Annotated in this window: 15 protein-coding genes and 1 pseudogene; 8 read left to right on the top strand and 8 right to left on the bottom strand. The window is 70.8% G+C overall.

All coding sequences use genetic code 11. The annotated features are described in order from the left end of the window. The first annotated feature begins 3 nt into the window (after positions 1-3). The 5 genes from ACH34R_RS08690 to ACH34R_RS08670 all read left to right on the top strand — a co-directional run bounded on the left by ACH34R_RS08690 (position 4) and on the right by ACH34R_RS08670 (position 5,046). Positions 4-678 carry an HAD family hydrolase gene (locus tag ACH34R_RS08690; protein WP_397560762.1) on the top strand — a complete coding sequence of 225 codons (675 nt, stop codon included), beginning with the start codon at positions 4-6 and terminating at the stop codon, positions 676-678. Positions 679-864: 186 nt separating this feature from the next. Further along, the gene (locus ACH34R_RS08685; RefSeq protein WP_397560761.1) at positions 865-1,821 is read left to right on the top strand and encodes a carbohydrate ABC transporter permease; all 957 of its coding nucleotides are present in this window, start codon (positions 865-867) and stop codon (positions 1,819-1,821) included. After that, positions 1,818-2,636, top strand: coding sequence for a carbohydrate ABC transporter permease (locus ACH34R_RS08680; RefSeq protein WP_397560760.1), 819 nt, complete (start codon positions 1,818-1,820; stop codon positions 2,634-2,636). Before ACH34R_RS08685 ends, ACH34R_RS08680 begins: the two co-directional genes overlap by 4 nt. Before the next feature lie 32 nt (positions 2,637-2,668). Further along, on the top strand, positions 2,669-3,958 hold the full coding sequence (locus ACH34R_RS08675; RefSeq protein ID WP_397560759.1) for an ABC transporter substrate-binding protein: 1,290 nt from the start codon (positions 2,669-2,671) through the stop codon (positions 3,956-3,958). A gap of 44 nt (positions 3,959-4,002) precedes the next feature. Next, the gene (locus tag ACH34R_RS08670) at positions 4,003-5,046 is read left to right on the top strand and encodes an ABC transporter ATP-binding protein (protein WP_397560758.1); all 1,044 of its coding nucleotides are present in this window, start codon (positions 4,003-4,005) and stop codon (positions 5,044-5,046) included. A 226-nt stretch (positions 5,047-5,272) separates the two neighbouring features. On the opposite strand, the pseudogene ACH34R_RS08665 reads toward ACH34R_RS08670, so the two are convergent. Then, positions 5,273-5,503: pseudogene (locus tag ACH34R_RS08665) on the bottom strand (transposase); the annotation flags it as partial. A gap of 103 nt (positions 5,504-5,606) precedes the next feature. Here ACH34R_RS08665 and ACH34R_RS08660 point away from each other — a divergent pair. After that, the gene (locus ACH34R_RS08660) at positions 5,607-5,930 is read left to right on the top strand and encodes a pentapeptide repeat-containing protein (protein ID WP_397560757.1); all 324 of its coding nucleotides are present in this window, start codon (positions 5,607-5,609) and stop codon (positions 5,928-5,930) included. Between the two features lie 345 nt (positions 5,931-6,275). Here ACH34R_RS08660 and ACH34R_RS08655 read toward each other — a convergent pair whose 3' ends face one another. The 3 genes from ACH34R_RS08655 to ACH34R_RS08645 all read right to left on the bottom strand — a co-directional run bounded on the left by ACH34R_RS08655 (position 6,276) and on the right by ACH34R_RS08645 (position 11,206). Then, positions 6,276-7,466 (bottom strand): Tn3 family transposase, encoded by a 1,191-nt coding sequence (locus ACH34R_RS08655; RefSeq protein WP_397560756.1) that lies wholly within the window; start codon positions 7,464-7,466, stop codon positions 6,276-6,278. 90 nt (positions 7,467-7,556) lie between these two features. Next, positions 7,557-10,295: an aconitate hydratase AcnA gene (gene acnA / locus ACH34R_RS08650; RefSeq protein ID WP_397560755.1), complete on the bottom strand. Its 2,739-nt coding sequence runs from the start codon at positions 10,293-10,295 to the stop codon at positions 7,557-7,559. A 182-nt stretch (positions 10,296-10,477) separates the two neighbouring features. Continuing rightward, positions 10,478-11,206, bottom strand: a complete 729-nt coding sequence (locus tag ACH34R_RS08645) for a metal-dependent hydrolase (RefSeq protein WP_397560754.1) — start codon at positions 11,204-11,206, stop codon at positions 10,478-10,480. A gap of 377 nt (positions 11,207-11,583) precedes the next feature. Here ACH34R_RS08645 and ACH34R_RS08640 point away from each other — a divergent pair, with 377 nt between their 5' ends. Together ACH34R_RS08640 and ACH34R_RS08635 are read left to right on the top strand one after the other, a co-directional pair. Continuing rightward, positions 11,584-12,312, top strand: coding sequence for a PadR family transcriptional regulator (locus ACH34R_RS08640; protein WP_397560753.1), 729 nt, complete (start codon positions 11,584-11,586; stop codon positions 12,310-12,312). Positions 12,313-12,317: 5 nt separating this feature from the next. Further along, positions 12,318-12,851, top strand: coding sequence for a DUF1707 domain-containing protein (locus ACH34R_RS08635; RefSeq protein WP_397560752.1), 534 nt, complete (start codon positions 12,318-12,320; stop codon positions 12,849-12,851). 17 nt (positions 12,852-12,868) lie between these two features. On the opposite strand, the gene ACH34R_RS08630 is transcribed toward ACH34R_RS08635, so the two are convergent. The 4 genes from ACH34R_RS08630 to ACH34R_RS08615 form a co-directional block, all read right to left on the bottom strand. Further along, the gene (locus tag ACH34R_RS08630) at positions 12,869-14,278 is read right to left on the bottom strand and encodes a sugar porter family MFS transporter (RefSeq protein ID WP_397560751.1); all 1,410 of its coding nucleotides are present in this window, start codon (positions 14,276-14,278) and stop codon (positions 12,869-12,871) included. Between the two features lie 88 nt (positions 14,279-14,366). Beyond that, the gene (locus ACH34R_RS08625) at positions 14,367-16,874 is read right to left on the bottom strand and encodes a polynucleotide kinase-phosphatase (protein WP_397560750.1); all 2,508 of its coding nucleotides are present in this window, start codon (positions 16,872-16,874) and stop codon (positions 14,367-14,369) included. Continuing rightward, on the bottom strand, positions 16,871-18,316 hold the full coding sequence (locus ACH34R_RS08620) for a 3' terminal RNA ribose 2'-O-methyltransferase Hen1 (RefSeq protein ID WP_397560749.1): 1,446 nt from the start codon (positions 18,314-18,316) through the stop codon (positions 16,871-16,873). Before ACH34R_RS08620 ends, ACH34R_RS08625 begins: the two co-directional genes overlap by 4 nt. 129 nt (positions 18,317-18,445) lie before the next feature. Further along, entirely contained in the window at positions 18,446-19,369 is a 924-nt protein-coding gene (locus ACH34R_RS08615) for an LLM class F420-dependent oxidoreductase (RefSeq protein ID WP_397560748.1), read from the bottom strand. Positions 19,370-19,373 lie beyond the last annotated feature (4 nt).

Raw genomic sequence — 19,373 nt, 5'->3', positions numbered from 1 at the left:
GGCGTGCGCGTTCACCTGGAGGATGAGGGAGTCAAGGTCGCCGTCCTCGACATGGCGGGCACCACCGTCGAGGAGAACGGCAGTGTACCCGCGGCCGTCGAGCGGGCGCTTCGGTCGGTCGGCGTCCCGCCCGCCCCCGCGCGGCTGCGCGAGCTGCGGGGTATGCCGAAGCAGCGGATGTTCGAGCTGATCGTCCCCGACGCGATCCGGGCTCGTGCCGCCTACGAGGAGTTCGTCCGCGCCGTCGTGGAGGCCGTCCGTTCCGGCACCGTCACGGCCAAACCCGGCGCCCCATCGGTGTTCGGCAGGCTGCGCGCCCATGGCATCAAGATCGCGCTCATCACCGGTTTCCCTCGCGAGATACGCGACCTGGTGCTGGAGGAGCTCGGCTGGTCCGGGTTCGCCGACCTCGTGCTGTCCCCCGAGGACGTGGGCAGGGGCCGCCCCTACCCCGATCTCGTCTGGGCCGCCGCCGCGCGGCTGGAGGCCACCGGCGTGCGGTCCACCCTGGTGGCCGGCGACACGCGCAACGACCTGCTCGCCGCCTACCGTGCCGGAGTCCCGGCCGCGATCGGCGTCCTCGGCGGCGCCCACGACGAAGATGAACTCCGCCGGGTGCCGCACGCCGCCATCATCAGCGGAATCGCCGAACTACCGAACGCGATCGCACTGGACTGACCGGCCGCAGAGCCGCCATGACCGCGTATCCGCCGTCGCACCCTTCCCTACCGTCGCCGATCCGTCCGCCCGCCGCGCCGTTCACGCGTACCGGCGTCCACTCCGCGTGCCCCTGGGCCCACCACCAGATGGGGGCCCCGGCCCGCCATCTCTGGCGTTCCGCACCTCACACCTAGGAACTCGGTCATGCACCTACTCGCCCGCACGTCACCGGAACCAGCGGGCCGGCCCGGCGCGCAGCGTCCGGAGCGAGGGCCGGTGCTCCGGTCCGCGCCCCACGGCCGCGTTGAACGGCTGCTCGTCGCGCCTGCCGTGATCGGGCTGGTCGTCGCCGTCGTGATACCGGTCGTGCTGGTCGTCGCGCTCGGCTTCTTCTCCTACGATCCGCTGACCGGGGCGCTCGAACCGGTCGGGACGGACAATTTCCTGCGCCTGCTGACCGGCTCCGAACTGCTGCCCGCGGCGCTGCACACGCTCGCGTACGCGGCGATGACCGTCCTTCCCATCATGCTGGTCGGACTGCTGCTGGCGCTCGGCATCAACACCGTCGCCAGGGGCCGCGGGCTCCTGCGCACAGCGTACTTCCTGCCCGTGGCGGCGACGCTCGCCGGGATGTCGGTCGTGTGGCGATGGATGTTCTACCCGGAAACCGGGATCATCGACTCCTCCATCGGACGTGTCCTCGGCGTGCACGACTGGCTCAACTCGACGTCGCTCGCGCTGCCCGCCGTCGCGGTCGTCGGCTGCTGGCAGGGGGTGGGATCGACGATGATCATGTTCTTGGCCGCCCTGAGCGGCGTGCCCCGCGCTCTGCTGGAGGCGGCGACCCTCGACGGCGCCGGGCCGTGGCACCGGTTCTGGACGGTGACCTGGCCCGCGATCGGCCCGGCCACCGTCTTCGCGCTGATCACAACGACCCGTGACTCGCTCCGGGTGTTCGACCAGGTCGCCGTGATGACGCAGGGGGACCCGCACGGCGCCAGCACCACTCTGGCGTATCTGATGTGGCAGCGCGGCATCGGCTTCTCGGACCTCGGCGGCGCGTCCGTTGTCAACGTGGTGCTGCTCGCCCTGGTGCTGCTGACCATCGTCGCGCAGGTGCGGGTCGTCGGCAGGCGCTGGGAACTGGCGGGTGCCCGGTGAGCGGCCTCGCGCCCGGCCGGTGGGCCGCGTACGCGACGCTGCTTGCCGGGGCGGTCATCGTGCTGGTGCCGTTCTACGTGATGCTGCGGGCCGCGTTCGCACCGCCGCACGAGGTGCAGGGGCTCGGGCTCGGCTTCACCCCGACCTTGGAGAACTTCCGTGTCGCGTGGAGCGGCGCGGACTGGCCCCGCTATTACCTCAACAGTGTGCTCGTCACCGGCCTGATCCTGCTCCTGCAGGTGGCGACCGCGCTCCCGGCCGGTTACGCGCTGGCGCGGCTGCGGCTGCGCGGCGGCGGCGCCGTACGCGCCCTCGTGCTCTGCTGCCTCGTCGTACCCGGCCAGATCACCGCGATCCCGGTGTACGTGGGGCTGTCGCGGGCCGGTCTCGGCGACACCCTCGTAGGGCTCGTCATCCCCTTCGGCGCCTCGGCGTTCGGTGTCTACCTGTTCCGTCAGTTCATTCTGTCGATCCCGCAGAACGTCTTCGACGCCGCCCGCATGGACGGGGTCGGCCCCGTCGGCATGGTCTGGCGCGTCGTCCTGCCCAACGTCCGGCCCGCGATCCTCGCGTTCGGCGTGTTCAGCGTCACCCACCACTGGAACGACCTGTTCTGGCCGTCGGTCATCCTGCGCACGGACGTCTACGCGACCGTGCCGTTCGGGGTCGCCCGGTTCGCCGCCAACGAGAGCGGGGCCGAGTACGGGCCGCAGATGGCCGCGGCTGCGATGGCCGTCACCCCTCTCATGATCGTTTTCCTCTGCTGCCAGCGCCGGTTCCTCAGAGGGCTGGCGTTGACCACCTCGCTCGACTGATCCTCCGCTTCGCCCTTTCAGGGAGTCGTCCCATGCTCATCACCCGTCCGGGCCGCCGTGTCTTCGCGACCCTCCTCCTCACCGCGGCGCTCACCGCCTGCACGCCCGGCACCGAGCGCGTCGCCTCCAGCGCACGCGAGGTCGAGATCATCCTCCCGAACTTCCCGCAACTGATCACAAGTGTGGAGCGGACCCTGGACCGGGGCTTCACCGACCGCACCGGAATCAAGGTCCGGTTGATCAAGGTGGGCGATACCTCATACACGGGAGTCGACCAGCGCGTGCAGAACGACCTGATCGCTGGGCGCGTGCCCGACCTGGTCATCACCGGGTTGAACTCGCTGCGCACCTACGCGGACGCCAAGCGGGCCACCCCGCTGGACCCGCTGATCTCCGGCGACCGGTCCTTCGACCTGGCGGACTTCTACCCCCGGCTGCTCGACCTCGGCCGCTTCGACGGAACCGTGTACGGGATCCCCTACGGCGTTTCGACCTACACCCTCTACTACAACGCCGACGTGTTCCGGAAGGCGGGACTCGACCCCGACGAACCGCCTCGGACGTTCTCGGAGCTGCGCGAGGCCGCCGCGGCCATCAAGTCATCGCGGTCCGCGCCCAACGGCGTCGTCATCCGCTCCGACCACATCGGCTCCTACGGCTTCCAGAACTTCCTCGGGTCCGGCGGCGGCGGCTTCATGAACCCCGAAGAGACCCAGGTCGCGTTCAACTCCTCGGCGGGCGCCTCGATCGTGACGTTCTGGGCTGATCTGCGGCGCCGCGGCCACGGGCGTACGTTGCCCAACCAGCAGGCCGGCGACGCGTTCACCCGGGGCGACGCCGGCATGGTGCTGCAGTCGTCCTCCTACAGCGCCACTCTGCGCGCACAGGTCACGTTCGACGTCCGCAGCGCGCCGTTCCCGATCCCCGACGGCGGCACGCGCAGGGCGGTCGCCGGGGGCGCCGCCATCGCGACCTTCACCGCCGACCGGGCCCGGCTCCAGGACCAGTGGACCGTCATCAAGGAGCTGGTCGGCCCCCGCGGCGTCACGAACCTCGTGAACGCCAGCGGATTCGCCCCGATCAACAAGAAGGCCGCGACCGACCCCCGATATCTGGGCGGGTACCTCGAACGAAACCCGCTGGCCAAGCCGGCATGGGACCAGATGGCTCATCTGGTCCCCTGGTACCAGTTCCCCGGCACGCACAACGTCGAGATCGCCAAGAGCATGACCGACCAGATCAACGGTGCCATAGCCGGTGACCGGACGCCGCGGGCCGCGCTCGACGAGGCGGCCGCGACGGTCAGCGAGCTGATCAAATGACATCTCGCACGGCTGGCGCCGAGCCGGCCACGAACCCGCCGGCGATGGCCGGGAACTCGGTCGAATGCCGGGCGATCCGCAAGGTCTACCCGGACGGCACGGAGGCGCTGCGCGACGTCAGCCTCTTCTTCCCCGCCGGAAAGATCAGCGTGCTGCTGGGGGCCTCCGGGTGCGGCAAGACGACGCTGCTGCGCTCGATCGCCGGGCTGAGCGACGTCACCGATGGCACGATCCACATCGGCGACGCCGACGTGACCCGCGGATCCCCGCTGTCACGGGGGGTCGCCATGGTCTTCCAGGGCTCGGCGCTCTATCCGGACAAGACCGCGTACAAGAACATCGAGTTCCCCCTGCGGATGGCCCGCGTGCCGAGAGCGGAACGGCGGCGCCGGGTACACGAGGCCGCCGAGCTGCTCGATGTCACCCATCTCCTCGGACGCAGGCCGGGCGAACTGTCCGGCGGTCAGCGGCAGCGCGTCGGCATCGGGCGGGCGCTCGTCCGCCGCCCCGGTGTGGTCCTCATGGACGAGCCGTTCTCCGCGCTCGACGCCGAGCTGCGTACACGTATGCGGACCGAGCTGCTCGCGCTCCAGCGAGAGATCAACATGACCATCGTGTACGTCACGCACGACCAGGCCGAGGCGCTCAGCCTCGCCGACCGCCTGGTCGTGCTGCGCGACGGCGCGGTCGAGCAGGCCGGGGAGCCGGAGGCGGTGTTCAGGAAGCCGCGGACCGGCTACGTGGCACGGTTTCTCGGAGCGATGAACATGCTCCCGTCCGGGCTCGTATCCGAAGCCGTGCTCCGTGAGCGCGGGCTCACGGGACGGGACCTGACCATCGGATTCCGGGCCGAGGACATCCGGCCGGGCCCGCCGGGCGGGCCCGGCGACATCGACCTCGGCGGGACGCCGACGGTGACCGAGCTCCTCGGCAGGGAGCGGCTGGTCCACTTCGCCCACAAAGGCCAGCCGCTCCGCGCCCGGGTACACGCCGACGACCCGGTCACCGATCCGATGCCCCTGCACATCCGTCGCGACCACCTGCACTTCTTCGACACGGCCGACCAGCGGGTCGAGCCCCGCTCATGAGACGGCCCGACCGCCCTCGCCGGGGTCTGGCCTCCGCGGGCCTCGGCGGGCCGCATCATGACCGGCTCGGCCATCCACGCACCCCATGGACACCTCGGCCGGCGGCCGTGGGCCCCGTGTCGTGGACATGATCGTGTCTCCCCGGATGGACATGATCGTTCTACGGTTCCACCTACGTTTGGCGACCATTTCCACACCTGGAGTTAATGATGTATCTCGATCTTGATTAGTTGGCGAAGGCGTTCAACGCGGCATTCCAGCGGATGACCCAGCGTTTGCGGCCCTTCCCGGTCGGATCCAAGCTCATGATCACCATGTAGACGCACTTCAGCGCGGCCTGCTCGTTCGGGAAGTGGCCGCGGGCCTTCACCGCCCGCCGGATCCGGGCGTTGACCGACTCGATCGCGTTGGTCGAGCAGATCACCCGCCGGATCTCGGTGTCGAAGTCGAGGACGGGTGCCCGGCCGGGAGCCGATGTGCTCGCCGCCTTGGCCATCGCCCCTGCCCTGTCCCCCCGCAGCGCGAAAGGGGACCCCGCCTCGCGTGCGGACTTCTCCAGGGTGCGTTTCCCCCACGCGGACCTGGCCGGCGCGTACTTGAGCGGCGCAGACCTACGCGGCACGTACCTGCGCGGCACATACCTGCGTGACGCAGACCTGAGCGGCGCGGACCTGGACGGTGTGGACCTACGCGACGCGGACCTGAGCCGCGCGAACCTACGTGACGCAGACCTGCGCGGCGCGGACTTGCGCCGCGCGGAACTGAGCGGCGCGGACCTGGGCGGTGCGTACCTCCGTGATGCGGACCTGAGCGGCGCCAGGGGCGTGACCGAACAGGAGGTGCGGAGGATAGCCGTGGTCAATGAGTACACGAGGTTCGGCTGATTGCCACACGGAGTGCATGGTCATACATCGGGGCCGCATAACCGGGCGACAAAACACCCCAAAACGGGCACAGTGCGGGGTGAAGCTCGCCTGCCCTGGCGTTTTCACTGGTCAGGCTCGACCCGCCAGCGCAGGGTCGGGCTGGGCGGAGCGGCGTTCCTGTTCCATGGCCGCCCGCAGTGGTTCTGTCGCGTCGGACGCATGGCCGCCCGGATCGCGGCGGCCTGTGCCGCGCCGCGTGCGGGAGCACATCGGCAAAGAAGGTCATGCCCGCGCCGGCTGCTGTGCCGAGGTCAGCGGCACGACTGTCCCTTTCTCCCATGCGTGATGACCCCCCCGAGGACTTCACTGGTTGTGCCGGCGCGGCTGCTGCGCGGTGACGACCTCGCCGTTGCGCGGTAGTGATCCTCTGAACGTCACGGGCACCGCGTTGGCGTGCTCGACGTCGCGGTTGTCGATCGCTTGGACGTGGACGTGGGGCTCGGTGCTGTTGCCGGAGTTCCCGCAGCGGCCGAGCACGTCGCCGACGCGCACTTGTTGCCCCGGTCGAACCTCGACGCTGCCGCGTTGGAGGTGGCAGAGGGCGACCACGACATCCGCGTGCTCGATCAGCACATGGTTTCCGGCGAGTGCCGCCCAGCCTGCGGCGGTTCGTCGGCGCTGAGTCAGGGCGTAGCCGATCGAGGGCAGGCCGCGATACGCCGGGTGGTCGAGCTCGGTATCATGCACGGCCAAGATGACACCCGCGATGGGCGCCAGGATCGGGCGTCCGAAGCCGGGGAACTTCTCGGGTGGTTCCGGGCGCACGAGAGAGCCGAACGTGATCGGCGCCGTGCGCCCGGTGTCGCCGACGGGCACGAAGTCGATCGCATAGGACGTGGCGAACAGAGTGGTGCCATGGCTGGGCACCCGATCGGCGGGGCTGTTCTGGACCAGCCACCGGTCGGCGAACGGGTAGTCCAGATCGATGGAAGCAGCCACCCGGCTCCTCTCTACGACCTGACATGCGCCCATGAACGCGAACGAGCAGGTGTCCTGCCCGCGCTCGCATTCTCCCATCGCGCTTGATCGGCACCCAACGGTCACGCCGCTCATCGGCGTAGGAGAACGCGAACCCCACCAAGGACTGGCCATGGCTGTCGGTGTACTGGCGGTCGATGGTGGCATCCGTGCAGTGCGGGGCACGCCCTCCATCAACGCGGCGACCTCGGAGGCGTTGCAGGAACGAAGCCGGGAGTGGACGCACACCGATTTCCGGTCGACGTGCCAATGGATCACGACGCCGGGGCCGCCGTACCGGGCGTGGTACTCGGTCATCAGGTTCGATGACCATGATCCGGACTTCTTGGAGTCCGACGCGCACGCGGTGCCGTTGCCATGGCGGCCACCGGCGGCGACCCGTTTGATTCCCACGTTCGCGCCGGGTGCGTGCAGCACCAGCAGCCGTTTGCGGATCACCTCGCGCGGGGTCGCCTCCATGGTCGCGACCGTGGTGAACGCGTCGGTGAAGTCGGTGACGAGGTCCGACTCCTTCAAGAAGTCCAGCAGGTCGTCGATCTCGCTGTGCAGCGCCCGCAGGTTGTGCGGAAGGCCGCCCGCGGGAGCGGGCGGCCTTCCGGGGTTGGGTCAGGGCTTGGCGAGCAGGGAGCGCAGGACGTACTGCATGATGCCGCCGTGGCGGTAGTAGTCGGCCTCGCCCGGGGTGTCGATGCGGACCACCGCGTCGAACTCCGTGTCGCCGGCGCGGACCTTGACCGTGCGCGGGATGCCGCCCTCGTTCAGTTTCTCGACGCCGGTGATGTCGAAGGTCTCCTCGCCGGTCAGGCCGAGCGAGGCCACCGAGGCGCCCTCGGGGAACTGCAGCGGCAGCACGCCCATGCCGATCAGGTTGGAGCGGTGGATGCGCTCGTAGGACTCGGCGATGACGGCCCGCACGCCGAGCAGCGCGGTGCCCTTGGCGGCCCAGTCACGCGAGGAGCCCGAGCCGTACTCCTTGCCCGCCAGGACCACCAGCGGCACGCCGCCGGCCTGGTAGTTGACCGAGGCGTCGTAGATGGTGGCGACCGGTCCGCCCTCGGCGGTGAAGTCGCGGGTCCAGCCGCCCTCGGTGCCGTGGGCGAGCTGGTTGCGCAGGCGGATGTTGGCGAACGTGCCGCGGATCATGACCTCGTGGTTGCCCCGGCGCGAGCCGTAGGAGTTGAAGTCCTTGACCGCCACGCCCTTGTCGCGGAGGTACCGTCCGGCCGGGGAGTCGGCCTTGATGGACCCGGCCGGGGAGATGTGGTCGGTGGTGACCGAGTCGCCGAGCAGGGCCAGCACCCTGGCGCCGGCGATGTCGGTGACCGGCGCGGGCTCCGGCGGCATGCCGTCGAAGTAGGGGGCCTTGCGCGCGTACGTCGACTCGGGGTCCCACTCGAAGGTGTCGCCGGTGGGGATCGGCAGCGAGCGCCACGTCTCGTCGCCCTTGAAGACGTCGGCGTAGTCGCGCTTGAACATGTCCTGGCCGATCGAGGAGTTGACGACCTCGGTCACCGCCTCGGGGTCCGGCCAGATGTCGGCGAGGTAGACCGGCTTGCCGTCGGTGCCGAGGCCCAGCGGCTCGTTGTTGAGGTCGAGGTCCATCGTGCCGGCCAGCGCGTAGGCGACCACCAGCGGCGGCGAGGCCAGGTAGTTCATCTTGACGTCGGGGTTGATCCGGCCCTCGAAGTTGCGGTTGCCGGAGAGTACGGCGGTGACCGCGAGGTCACCGGCCTGCACCGCGGCGGAGATCTCCTCCGGCAGCGGGCCGGAGTTGCCGATGCAGGTGGTGCAGCCGTAGCCGACCAGGTTGAAGCCCAGCTTGTCCAGGTACGGCTGGAGCCCCGACCGCTCGAAGTAGCCCGTCACCACCTGGGAGCCGGGGGCGAGCGAGGTCTTCACCCACGGCTTGCTGGACAGGCCCGCGTCCACGGCGTTCTTGGCGAGCAGCGCCGCGCCGAGCATCACGTACGGGTTGGAGGTGTTGGTGCAGGAGGTGATCGCGGCGATCACCACGGCCCCGTGGTCGATCTCGAAGGTGCCGCGCTCGGCCGACTCGACCGGCGTGGGCTTGTGCGGCCTGCGCCCGCCGTTGGCCGCCGCGTTGGAGGCGGGGCTGTCGGAGGCGGGGAAGGACTCCTTGGACGCCTCGTCCACGCCGTCCTCGTCGGCCACGTAGGCGCGGACGTCGCGCCGCCAGGTCTCCTTGGCCTCCGACAGCGCGATGCGGTCCTGCGGGCGCTTGGGGCCGGCGATGGACGGGACGACGGTGGAGAGGTCGAGTTCGATGTACTCGGAGTAGGCCGGCTCGCCGGCCGGGTCGTGCCACAGGCCCTGCGCCTTGGCGTACGCCTCGACCAGCGCGATCTGCTCCTCGCTGCGCCCGGTCAGGGTGAGGTAGTCGATGGTCTGGCCGTCGATCGGGAAGATCGCGCAGGTGGAGCCGAACTCGGGGCTCATGTTGCCGATGGTGGCGCGGTTGGCCAGCGGCACGCTGGAGACGCCCTCGCCGAAGAACTCCACGAACTTGCCGACCACGCCGTGCCCGCGCAGCATCTCGGTGATCGTCAGCACCAGGTCGGTGGCGGTCGCGCCGGCGGGGAGCCTGCCGGTGAGCTTGAAGCCGACGACCCTCGGGATCAGCATGGAGATCGGCTGGCCGAGCATGGCGGCCTCGGCCTCGATGCCGCCGACGCCCCAGCCGAGCACGCCGATGCCGTTCTCCATGGTGGTGTGGGAGTCGGTGCCCACACAGGTGTCGGGGTAGGCCTTGCCGTCCCTGGTCATCACCACGCGGGCCAGGTGCTCGATGTTGACCTGGTGGACGATGCCGGTGCCCGGGGGCACCACCTTGAACTCGTCGAAGGCGGTCTGGCCCCAGCGCAGGAACTGGTAGCGCTCGCGGTTGCGCTCGTACTCCCGCTCGACGTTGCGGCGGAAGGAGTCGGAGCCGCCGAAGAAGTCGACGATCACCGAGTGGTCGATGACCAGCTCGGCGGGGGCGAGCGGGTTGATCATGGCGGGGTCGCCGCCGAGGTCGCGGACCGCCTCGCGCATGGTCGCGAGGTCCACCACGCAGGGCACGCCGGTGAAGTCCTGCATGATCACGCGGCCGGGGGTGAACTGGATCTCCACGCTGGGAGCGGCCGACGGGTCCCAGCCGCCGAGCGCCCTGATGTGGTCGGCGGTGATGTTCGCACCGTCCTCGGTGCGCAGCAGGTTCTCCAGGAGGATCTTCAGGCTGTATGGGAGGCGCGCCGATCCCTCGACAGCGTCCAGCCGATAGATCTCGTAGGCCGCCTCACCTACGCGGAGCGTGTCACGGCTGCCGAAGCTGTTCGCGGACACGATGGGTCGCCTCCTCCATTGCCGTTGGTTCGTCTTCGGGCGGGCGATGGCCCCTCCCAGGGGAATCCTCCCGCACCCGCGGAGCGAGCCCGCCAGTTAGGTCTGCCTAACCCGGCCTACCCGGCGGACACCCTCCGGATGTCTCGATATCAAGATATCTTCCATGATATCTCGACATCAAGCTACATGGGGGCCAACCGGAGATAGAGGAGGCCGACGACCGCCAGGGAGAGGATCGGGGCCAGGATCTTCTGCTCGAACGCGCGGCCGGTCTTCAGCCCGATCTTGTACGGCAGCACCCACCGCTGCCGCAGTGGCCAGAGCACCGGGCAGCCCTTTTCGGTGCAACAGTCGCCCACCACATGGACCAGGCTGCCGACGCCGATCGCCAGCCCCAGCCAGGCGTACCCGACCTCCAGCGACCGGAACACCGCGTACAGCCCCACCGTGAGGCCGATGTTGACCAGGGCCGAGGCGAGCCGCTTGCCCGGGATGCCGATCCCGATCGCGCGCAGCGCGAGCCCGATCATCAGCACCACCAGGATGTCGCGCCCGAGCGGATAGCGGGTCGCCAGGACGTGGGCCCCCGCGCCGACCGCCACGGCGAACACCAGGGAGTGCGTGGCCCCACGGTGGCCGCCGCTGATCCACGCGACCGCCTTGCTGAGGGCCCAGGTGACCGGGCCGAAGGTCTGCGCGATCGTCGCGCTCGGGTGGTCGAGGTCGGGCAGCATCGCGGCTCCCGCGCACACCAGCGCGCCCGCGATCAGCTCGGCCGGCGTCAGCGCGCCGGCCATGATCCCCACCTCGACGAACCGTGAGGACTCCTGGAGGTACGGCAGCGCGGCGAGGCCGGGGGCCACCGCCAGCCAGGCCACCGCCCCGGTGAGGGCGTGCGTGTGCCCCATCATGACAAGATCACGGCTGACCAGCCTACGGCAATGGGCCGCCCGCGCCGAGTATCCGGCACGGTGACGACGACGTGTCGCCTGGAAACCACACACGCACGGAAGAAGCGCCCGAAGCGCCGAAAACCCCAGAAAAGACGACAGACGGGACCGTCCCTGGCCTCGAAAGCACCCCCCAGCCCTTCCGAGGTGGGAACGATCCCGTCTATGCCCTGACAACGCGTACGTCGCCAGGCTTTGTTCCCTGACCCTTCCGATTAATCCAGTGATCTGGCTCACGCGTTACGTCCGCTTGCGTCCACTTGTCTAAAGAACAGTAGCGATATATCGTAGAAGCATCGAGAGTGATCGAATCAGTACGTCCAGAGGAGGGCGGAGGCATGGCATCGGCACATGCGATGGGAGATGGCCGGGCGCACGGCGACCCGCACGAGTTGCACCGGCAGTTCCGGCGGGCGGCGCGGTCGGCCGTGCGGGCGATGGCGTCGGCCTGGCAGCACGGCGGGCCTCCGGGGCCGGGCGAGGGCGGGCCGCACGAGCGCCGCCACCGGGGGCCCCGCGGGCCGTTCCCGTGGGCCTTCGGGCGCGACTTCGGGCCGGGCTTCTTCGGCGGCTTCCCGCCGGGCGGGCGGCACTTCGGCCGTGGCCGCAAGGCCAAGCGCGGCGATGTCCGCGCGGCGATCCTCGCGCTGCTGGCCGAGGGTCCGCGCAACGGCTACCAGATCATCCAGGAGATCGCCGAGCGCAGCCGGGGCGGCTGGAAGCCCAGCCCGGGCGCGGTGTACCCGGCGTTGCAGCAGCTCGCCGACGAGGGCCTGGTCCGCGCCGAGGAGACCGACGGGCGCAAGACCTTCCGGCTCACCGAGCAGGGCACGGCCTACGTGACCGAGCACTCCGACGAGCTGCGCGCGCCGTGGGAGGAGATGACCCCCGACGTCGACGAAAGCACCATGGAGCTGATGGAGAGCGCCCGCCAGTCGGCGTTCGCGATGATGCAGATCCTGCAGACCGGCAGCGAAGCACAGATCCGGGAGGCGAGGCAGACTCTCATCGAGACCCGCCGCAAGCTCTACCAGATCCTGGCAGACGGTGACCCCTCGGAGGAGTGACCCGGATGACGTCTCGCGACGACCTCCGCATCGGCGACGCGGAGCGCGACGAAATGATGGCGGCCCTGCGTGAGCACTTCGCTCAGGGCCGCCTGACCCAGGAGGAGCTGGAGGAGCGCCTGGGCCTCACGCTCGGCGCCAGGACGGGGGGCGAGCTGGCCAAGATCGCCGATGACCTCCCGGCCCCGGCCGGCCGTACCGGAACGGGCCCCGGCGACGACCATGACCACGGCCCCTGGCCCGGGCCCCCATTCGGACACGGGCACGGCCCATGGGGACGCGGCGGACCCTGGGGGCGCGGCGGCCCATGGCAGCAGGGCGGGCCATGGCACGGGCACGGACCCTGGCACGGGATGTACGGCCCGCGGCGCATGCGCCGCGGGCGCGGGTTCCCGCCCGTGGCCCCGTTCATCATGCTGGTCTGCCTCTTGATACTCGCCGGTGGCCTGGGGGCGCCCCTGATCATGATGATCGCGATGATCGCCTTCATGGGCGCAGGGTTCTTCCGCCACCACCATCACCGCCGGCACCGCCGGTGACCAGGGGGCCGTACGGCTCAGCCCATCTCCTCCAGCCTGCGGCCCTTGGTCTCCCGCACGAAGAAGAGCACGAACAGGAACGACAGCACGGCGAACGTGGCGTACCCGACGTAGGCCCCGGCCAGGTTCCACGCCGACAGGCTGGGGAAGGTCACGGTGATCAGCCAGTTGGAGATCCACTGGGCGGCCGCCGCCACCGAAAGCGCGGTCGCGCGGATGCGATTGGGGAACATCTCGCCCAGCAGTACCCAGACCACCACACCCCACGACAGCGCGAAGAACAGCACGAACACGTGCGCCGCGATCAGCGCGACCATGCCCTGTAGCGGAGGCAGCGCGACGTCCTCGCCGGTGCCGCCGGCCGCGCTGAACGCCCACGCCGCCGTGGCGAGGGACACGGCCATGCCCACCGAACCGGTCATCAGCAGCGGCCTGCGCCCCAGCCGGTCCACCAGCGCGATGGCGATGAAGGTGCCGACGATGTTGATGATCGAGGTGGAGAAGCTGATCAGCAGCGACTGGGACTGCTCGATGCCCACCGACTGCCACAGCGCCGACGAGTAGTAGAAGATCACGTTGATGCCCACGAACTGCTGGAACATCGACAGCAGGATGCCGACCCAGACGATGCCCAGCAGCCCGAACTTCGGCCCGCGCAGGTCGCGTATGGTGGCCTTGCGCTCGGTCCGCAGCACCGACCGGATCTCCCCCACCCGGGCCGCAACGTCCACGTCGTCGCCCTCGACCTCGCGCAGCACCCGGTGGGCCTCGGTGATCCTGCCCACGGCCACGAGGAACCGCGGCGACTCGGGGATGATCGTCGCGAACAGCAGGAAGAGCAGCGCGGGGATCAGGCAGGCACCGAGCATCCACTGCCATGCCTGCAAGGGCCCGAGGTAGTTGTTGACGTCACCGCCGGCGAGCTGGGCGATGACGTAGTTGACGAGCTGCGAGGTCGCGATGCCGAGCACGATGGCCAGTTGCTGGAAGGAGCCGAGCCTGCCGCGGTAGGCGGGCGGCGCGACCTCGGCGATGTAGGCGGGGCCGGTGACCGACGCCATCCCGATGGCGATACCGGCCACGACCCGCCAGATCGCGAGGTCCCAGATCGCGAACGGCAGGGCCTGCCCGATCGAGCTGATCGCGAACACGGTCGCGGCGATCTGCATGGTCCGGGTGCGTCCGAGGCGGTCGGCCATCCGCCCGGCGGACCACGCCCCGGCCGCCGAGCCGAGCAGCGCGGCGGCCACCGTCGTCCCGGTCTCCACCGGGCCGACCTGAAAGTGGCGCTGGATGCCGGTGACCGCCCCGTTGATCACCGCGCTGTCGTAGCCGAACAGGAACCCGCCGATGGCGGCGGCAGCCGTGATGAAGACGATGTGCCCGAGGTGTTCCTCGTGGGTGCGCGCCGTAGGTGTGGTTCCCATGCCGTTCCTTACCCCGAGTACGCCGCCGTAACGGTCCAGGCCGGCGACATGGGATACCTACCCAACGCACACGATCACTCACATACCGCTACAATCGCGGATCGACCGGCTCGGTCTCCAGCGCGAGCACGGCGAACACCGGCTCGTGTACCCGCCACAGCGGCTCGCCCTCGGCCAGCCGGTGCAGCGCCTCCAGGCCGAGCGCGTGCTCGCGCAGCGCGAGCGAGCGCTTCCTGCCCAGGAACCGCCCGCGCAGCAGGTCCAGGCTCTCGGTGTAGTCGGGACCGTAGACGATCCGCAGGTACTCCCGGCCGCGCACCTTCACCCCCGGCTGGACCCTCCCCGGCGTGAAGGACGCCGGTTTGACGACCATGCCCTCGCCGCCCGCCTCGGTCAGCTCCGTCCACCAGCGCGTCGCGGCGGCGCGGGACTCCTCGGCGGCGAGATCGACGACCATGTGCCTGGTCGGCGCGATCAGCTCGGACTCGGCGCGGGCCAGCAGCGCCAGGTGCCAGGCGTGCGGCTCCTCCACGGCGGGGACACGTCCCTCGCAGGCCAGGATGTGGAAGGGGGCCAGCCGTACTCCGGACAGGCCGTCCACCGGGCCGCAGTAGCGGGCATAGGCGTCCCGGAACAGGGCAGCGTTGGCGTGACGGCGCCGGGCACGGTCCAGCGACGTGTCCACATCCAGGCCGCGCCCGGCCGCCGCCGTCAGGGCGGCGACCGCCTCCGGCAGCGCGGCGCCCGCCGCCGCGCCGACCGACGCGTACTGCTCGCGGATCAGCCCGCCCGCCTTGGCCGACCAGGGCAGCAGCTCGCAGTCCAGGACCACCCAGTCGCCCAGCGTCTCCCACAGCGGCGCGAGGTCCGCGCGCAGCCGCGTGACCAGTTCGTCCATCAGGGCGGGGTCGGCGAAGAACGGGCGGCCCGTACGGGTGTAGACCACGCCGGCGCCGCCGTCGTCCACGCCGAACCGGGCCGCGGCGGCCTGCGGCGTGCGGGCCAGCACGGCGATCGCGCGCGAGCCCATGTGCTTCTCCTCGCACACCACCTCGCCGACACCCGCGACCTGGAACTCCGCGAACACCTCGTCGGGGTGCTCCAGGTAGCCGTCCATGGCGGAGGTCTCGCCCGGGGCCATGGTCGGCGGCAGGTACACCAGCCGGCGGGGATCGACGGCGAACCGGCTCATCACCTCCAGCGCGGCGGCGGAGTTCTCCTCGAAGATCTTGATCCGCCCGCCGTACCGGGACTCGACGTACCGGGTGCCGGTCACGTCGCCGATGGCCAGCACGCCGGGGTCACGGCGGCCCGGGCCGTCGAGCGGGCGGACCGGCTCGTACCAGACCCGCTCGGCGGGCACCGAGACCAGCTCCCGCGAGGGGTAGCGCAGCGCCGTCAGCCGCCCGCCGAACACGCACCCGGTGTCCAGGCAGATGGTGTTGTTGACCCACTCGGTCTTCGGGACGGGGGTGTGGCCGTAGACGACCATGGCCCGCCCGCGGTACTCCTCGGCCCAGGGGTAGCGGACCGGCAGGCCGTACTCGTCGGTCTCGCCGGTGGTGTCGCCGTACAGGGCGAAGGAGCGCACCCGGCCGGAGGCCCGGCCGTGGTAGGGCTCCTTGAGCCCGGCGTGGGCCACCACCAGCCGCCCGCCGTCCAACTGGTAGTGACTGATCAGGCCGTCGGTGAACCGCCGGACCTCCGCGACGAACTCCGGCGGCTCGCCGCCGAGCTGCGCCAGCGACTCCTCAAGCCCGTGCGCGACCTTGACCTTGCGCCCGGCCAGCGCCCTGGACAGCTTCTGCTCGTGGTTGCCGGACACGCAGAGCGCGGTACCGGCCGCGACCATGCCCATCACCAGGCGCAATACGCCCGGTGTGTCCGGGCCGCGGTCCACCAGGTCCCCGACGAACACCGCGGTGCGGCCCTCGGGGTGCCGCGCGCCCACCGCCCGCCCGCCGGCCCGCTCGATCTCCCAGCCGAGCGTGCCGAGCAGCGTCTCCAGCTCCGCGCGGCAGCCGTGGACGTCGCCGATGATGTCGAACGGGCCGGTGAGGTGCCGTCTGTCGGTCCAGGCCGGCTCGCGGGTCACCGTGGCGGCGTCGATCTCGGCCACGCCGCGCAGCACGTGTACCCGCCGGAAGCCCTCCTTGGCAAGACCGCTCATCGACTTGCGCAGGTCCTTGCGCTGCCGCACGATGACGTGCGGGCCGAAGTCGCGCTCGGGTCTGGCCGCGTTGCGCCGGACGGCGACCTCCTCGGGCACGTCCAGGACGATGGCGTCCACCAGTACGTCATGCGACCTGGCCAGCTCGATCAGCGACCTGCGGTCGGCGCGCTGCACGCTGGTGGCGTCCACCACGGTGAGCAGGCCCCGGCGCAGCCGGGTGCCGGCGATGTAGCGCAGCACGTCGAAGGCGTCGCCGCTGGCGGACTGGTCGTTCTCGTCGTCGGCGACCAGGCCCCGGCAGAAGTCGGAGGAGATCACCTCGGTCGGCGCGAAGTGGCGGGCGGCGAACGTGGACTTGCCACTGCCCGACACCCCGACCAGCACCACGAGCGACAGCTCCGGAACGTTCACCTCGACGGTCATGAACCCATCCCCTCCTGCTCCCGCCCCGCGCGGGCGAAGATCCCCATCTGGGTCGGTGGCCCCACCTCGGGGTCCGGCTCGCCGACCGGCCGGAACGTGACGTCGTAGCCGTACCGCTCGGCGGCGGCGTGCGCCCAGGCGGCGAACTCGGCGCGGCTCCACTCGAAGCGGTGGTCGGGGTGGCGGTGTCCGGTCAGCCCTTCGTAGCGGACGTTGTACTCGGCGTTGGGCGTGGTCACGATCACGTGCCCGGGGCGGGCCAGGCCGAGCACGACCCGCTCCAGCGCGGCGAGCCTGGGCGGGTCGACGTGCTCGATGACCTCCATCAGCACCGCCGCGTCGAAACCGGCGATCCGGTCATCCGTGTAGGTGAGCGCGCCCTGGAACAGTTCCAGCCGGCCGCGCTGGGCGTCGGGCATGCGGTCCAGGCCGAGCCGGCGCCGGGCCGCCGCGAGGGCGTGGACGGACACGTCCATGGCCGCGATCCTGCCGAACTCCGGCCGCTTGAGCAGGTCGGCGACCAGCGCGCCGGAGCCGCAGCCGAGGTCGGCCACGCTGCGCGCGCCGACGTCCGTGAGCGCGGCGAGGACCGCCTCCCTGCGCAGCGCGCTCAGCGGCCTGACCGGCTGGGGGTCCGGCTCCTCGTCGGGTGGCCGGGAGCCGGCCTCCTCCTCGACCGGCGGGACCAGGGACTCCTCGACCTCGTCGCCGAGTTCGGCGAGCCTGGCCAGGGCGGTGCGCTGGAGCGCCCGGCGCCTGCCCAGGTAGCGGCGGGCGATCAGTTCGCGGTCGGGGTGCCCGGCCAGCCAGCCCTCCCCCGCGCGGATCAGTTTGTCCACCTCATCGGCGGCGATCCAGTAGTGCTTGGCGTCGTCCAGGACCGGCAGCAGGACGTAGAGGTGGTTCAGGGCGTCGGCCAGCCGTACCTCGCCGTGCAGGTCCAGCCGCACATAGCGGGAGTCGCCCCACTCGGGAAAGCGCGGGTCCAGCGGTACGGCCTGCGCCTCGACCTGCCAGCCCAGCGGCTCGAACAGGCGCCGGGCCAGTTCGGGGCCGCCGCGGCAGGGCAGCGCGGGCAGCGTGATCGACAGCGGCAGCGGGTTGGCGGCGGCCTCGGGGCGGGCGGCGCAGCGGCCCGCGCGGGCGGTCCGGAAGACGTCGCCGAGGGCCACGGCGAGCAGCGAGGAGGCCGCGTAGGGCCGGTCGTTGACGTACTGGCCGAGCGAGAAGTCAGGCGTGGTACGGCCGCGCGTGCGGGCCAGGCGCACCGGGTCGACGTCCAGCATCAGCGCGGCCGTGCAGCGCTCCTCGTCCGCCTCGGGGTAGAAGACCTGCGCGGTGCCGAAGGACTGGCCGAACTCCTGCACCCGGTCAGGATGCTTGTGCAGCAGGAATCCGAGGTCGGTGGCCGGTCGCGCGGTGGTCGAGATCGTGAGCAGCACAGTGGACAGTCTGGCGCAGCACACACGGCCCGGCGACTGTATAAAACCCGATATAGGCCGGGATATCGGCATATCCGATGTTTTGGGGGCGAAAGGCCGGTACGGGGTGCCGTACCGGCCTTTCGGGCGTCACACGTGCGGCAGGACGTCCGACGCGATCAGCTCCAGGTGGTCCAGGTCGGCGAGGTCGAGCACCTGAAGGTAGATCCGCTCGCACCCGGCCCCGGCGAACCCGCCGATCTTCTCGACCAGCTCCTCCGGCGTGCCCGCCAGGCCGTTCTCGCGCAGCTCGCTCACCTCGCGCCCGATGGCGGCGGCCCGGCGCTCGACCTCCCGCTCGTCCTTGCCACAGCACACCACCTGGGCGGCGGAGTAGATCAGCCGGTCCCGGCCGACCGCCTCACACGCCGCCGTCACGCGGTCGTAGGCGGCCTTGGTGTCGTCGAGCACGGCGAAGGGGACGTTGAACTCGTCGGCGAACGCGGCGGCCAGCCGCGGCGTCCGGCGCGCGCCCAGCCCGCCGACGATGATCGGCGGGCGCGGGCTCTGCACCGGCTTGGGCAGCGCGGGCGAGTCGGCCAGCCGGTAGTGGCTGCCGTCGAAGGAGTAGGTCTCGCCGACCGGCGTGCCCCACAGGCCGGTCACGATCTCCAGTTGCTCCTCCAGCTTGGCGAAGCGCTCGCCGAACGGCGGGAACGGGATGCCGTAGGCGGTGTGCTCCGGGTCGTACCATCCGGTGCCGAGCCCGAGTTCCACCCGCCCGCCGCTCATCTGGTCGACCTGGGCCACACTGATCGCCAGCACGCCCGGCAGCCGGAACGTCGCCGAGCTGACCAGCGTGCCGAGCCTGATCGTGGAGGTCTCCCGGGCCAGGCCGGCGAGCGTCACCCACGAGTCGGTCGGCCCGGGCAGCGGGTCGCCGTCACCCATGACCAGGTAGTGGTCGGAACGGAAGAAAGCATCGAAACCCAGCCGCTCGGTCGCCCTGGCGACCTGGAGCTGGTCGTCGTAGGTGGCGCCCTGCTGCGGCTCGATGAAGATCCTCAATTTCATACGT

This window comes from Spongiactinospora sp. 9N601, from assembly GCF_044326295.1.
GTDB lineage: Bacteria > Actinomycetota > Actinomycetes > Streptosporangiales > Streptosporangiaceae > Spongiactinospora > Spongiactinospora gelatinilytica.
The sequence above is the reverse complement of the archived record's forward strand: the minus strand, read 5'-3'. Positions and strand labels throughout refer to the sequence as shown.

Bases quoted from the DNA above. Each gene is read 5' to 3' on its own strand.
- ACH34R_RS08675 (WP_397560759.1), top strand. From the start codon at position 2,669: ATGCTCATCACCCGTCCGGGCCGCCGTGTCTTCGCGACCCTCCTCCTC.
- ACH34R_RS08645 (WP_397560754.1), bottom strand. From the start codon at position 11,206: ATGATGGGGCACACGCACGCCCTCACCGGGGCGGTGGCCTGGCTGGCG.
- ACH34R_RS08670 (WP_397560758.1), top strand. From the start codon at position 4,003: ATGGCCGGGAACTCGGTCGAATGCCGGGCGATCCGCAAGGTCTACCCG.
- ACH34R_RS08640 (WP_397560753.1), top strand. From the start codon at position 11,584: ATGGCATCGGCACATGCGATGGGAGATGGCCGGGCGCACGGCGACCCG.
- ACH34R_RS08625 (WP_397560750.1), bottom strand. From the start codon at position 16,874: ATGACCGTCGAGGTGAACGTTCCGGAGCTGTCGCTCGTGGTGCTGGTC.
- ACH34R_RS08630 (WP_397560751.1), bottom strand. From the start codon at position 14,278: ATGGGAACCACACCTACGGCGCGCACCCACGAGGAACACCTCGGGCAC.
- ACH34R_RS08615 (WP_397560748.1), bottom strand. From the start codon at position 19,369: ATGAAATTGAGGATCTTCATCGAGCCGCAGCAGGGCGCCACCTACGAC.
- ACH34R_RS08685 (WP_397560761.1), top strand. From the start codon at position 865: ATGCACCTACTCGCCCGCACGTCACCGGAACCAGCGGGCCGGCCCGGC.
- ACH34R_RS08635 (WP_397560752.1), top strand. From the start codon at position 12,318: ATGACGTCTCGCGACGACCTCCGCATCGGCGACGCGGAGCGCGACGAA.